Below are 2279 nucleotides of genomic sequence, written 5' to 3' on the forward strand. Positions count from 1 at the left end.
GACCTGCTGGGCCTGCAACAGGTCGGCCGTCACGACCAGTTCTTCGAGCTGGGCGGTCATTCGCTGTTGGCCGTCAGCCTGATCGAGCGCATGCGTCAAGTCGGCCTGAGTGCCGACGTGCGTGTATTGTTCGGCCAACCGACGCTGTCGGCATTGGCGGCGGCAGTGGGCGGGCGCAGCGAAATCGTGGTGCCGGCCAACGGCATTGCCCACGGCTGCATGAAGATCACGCCGCAAATGCTGTCGTTGACCAGCCTGGACCAGGATGCCATCGACCGCATCGTGGCGACGGTGCCGGGTGGCGCGCGCAACGTGCAAGAAATCTATCCCGTGGCACCGCTCCAGGAAGGCATTCTCTACCATCACCTCTCGGCCGAGCAGGGCGATCCCTATGTCTTGCAGGCCCTGTTCGGCCTGCAGGACCGGCAGCGCCTCGACGACTTCATTCGGGCGTTGCAGGGCGTCATCGATCGCCACGACATCTTGCGCACCGCTATCGTGTGGGAGGGGCTCGACGAGCCTCAGCAAGTGGTCTGGCGCGAAGCGCGGTTGGGCCTGGAGGCGTTCACGCCGGACCCGCAAGGCGGGGACATCATTGAACAGCTGCATCGGCGTTTCGACGCTCGTCACTATGGGCTTGACATGACCCAGGCACCGCTGATGCGCCTGGCGTTCGCCGAAGACAAGCCCAACCAGCGTTGGGTTGCCTTGCTGCTGTTCCACCATATCGCCCTCGATCACACGGCGCTCAAGGTGGTGCAGCACGAGATGCGGATGCACTTGTTGGGGCAGATCGGACAGTTGGATGCGCCGGTGCCTTATCGTCACTATGTGGCGCAAGCACGCCTGGGTGTGAGTCGTGAAGAGCACGAGGCGTTCTTCCGCGACATGCTCGGCGACGTGGATGAACCGACGCTGCCGTTCGGCTTGCAACAGGTGCAGGGCGACGGCAATGACATCGAGGAGGCCAGGCGGCTGCTCGACCGCGATCTGAGCCGCCGTCTGCGACGTCTGGCACGGATGTCCGGGGTGGGGGCGGCCAGTCTCCATCACCTGGCGTGGGCTCAGGTGCTGGCATGCGTCTCGGGCACACCTGACGTGGTGTTCGGTACGGTGCTGATGGGCCGGATGCAGGGTGGCCAGGGCGCTGATCGCGCTTTGGGGATGTTCATCAATACCTTGCCATTGCGGGTGGCGGTGGGTCAGCAAGACGTGCGGCAGGGTGTCCAGGCCGTTCATGGACGTCTCTCCGCGCTGTTGGGGCATGAACACGCCTCGCTGGCGCTGGCCCAGCGCTGCAGCGGGGTGAGTGCGCCGATACCGCTGTTCAGCGCGTTGCTGAACTACCGCAATTCCAGTGAAGAGTTGGATACGCAGAGTGAGGCCTTGGCCTGGCAGGGCATCGAGACACTGGGGGGGGAAGCCCGCACCAACTATCCGCTGACGCTGTCGGTGGACGACCTGGGTGAAGATTTCGCCTTGACGGTGCTGGCGGCGAGCGGTGTGGGCGCTCAACGGGTCTGCGCCTACATGGAGCGCGCACTGCAAAGCCTTGCCACTGCGCTGGAGTCCAGCCCTGCTTCACGTCTGCAGGACCTGACCGTGCTGCCGCAAGCCGAACGTCAACAGGTGCTGGACGCGTTCAATGCAACCGCACGCGACTATCCACGAGACAAGACGGTTCATGGTCTGTTTGAAGCGCAGGTGCGGGCCAATCCCCAGGCGCTGGCGGCCGTGCATGACGAGCACAGCCTGACCTACGCCGGACTGAACGACCGGGCCAATCGCCTGGCCCGTCATCTGGTCGGCCTGGGCGTACAGCCGGGCGACAGCGTGGCACTGGGGCTGGCGCGTTCGATCGAGCTGCTGGTCAGCCAACTGGCGGTGCTCAAATGCGCTGCCGTCTACATGCCGCTGGATGTCAGCGCGCCTTTGGAACGCCAGCAGTTCATGGTCGAAGACAGCGGCGCGAAGGTTTTGCTGACCCTGGCTGGCATGGACGTGCCTGAAGGCATGCTGCGTGTCGACCTGGATACCGTCGAGCTGGACGAGTCCGCCGATAACCTCGACCTGACCCAGAGCACCGAAGCGGTTGCCTACATCATGTACACCTCCGGTTCTACCGGCACACCAAAGGGGGTGCTGGTGCCGCATCGGGCGATCAACCGCTTGGTGATCAACAACGGCTACGCGGATTTCAACGCCCGGGATCGGGTGGCGTTTGCTTCCAACCCGGCGTTCGATGCCAGTACCCTGGATGTCTGGGCGCCGTTGCTCAA

General features: G+C 64.2%; 1 protein-coding gene. It reads left to right on the forward strand.

Annotated features, from left to right (window positions below):
* Nucleotides 1-2279: condensation domain-containing protein (locus BM317_RS29570; protein WP_139236105.1), on the forward strand; the 2279-nt coding region annotated here is incomplete at both ends.

It is taken from the genome of Pseudomonas sp. NFACC24-1, assembly GCF_900115235.1.
Lineage (GTDB): Bacteria > Pseudomonadota > Gammaproteobacteria > Pseudomonadales > Pseudomonadaceae > Aquipseudomonas > Aquipseudomonas fluorescens_AA.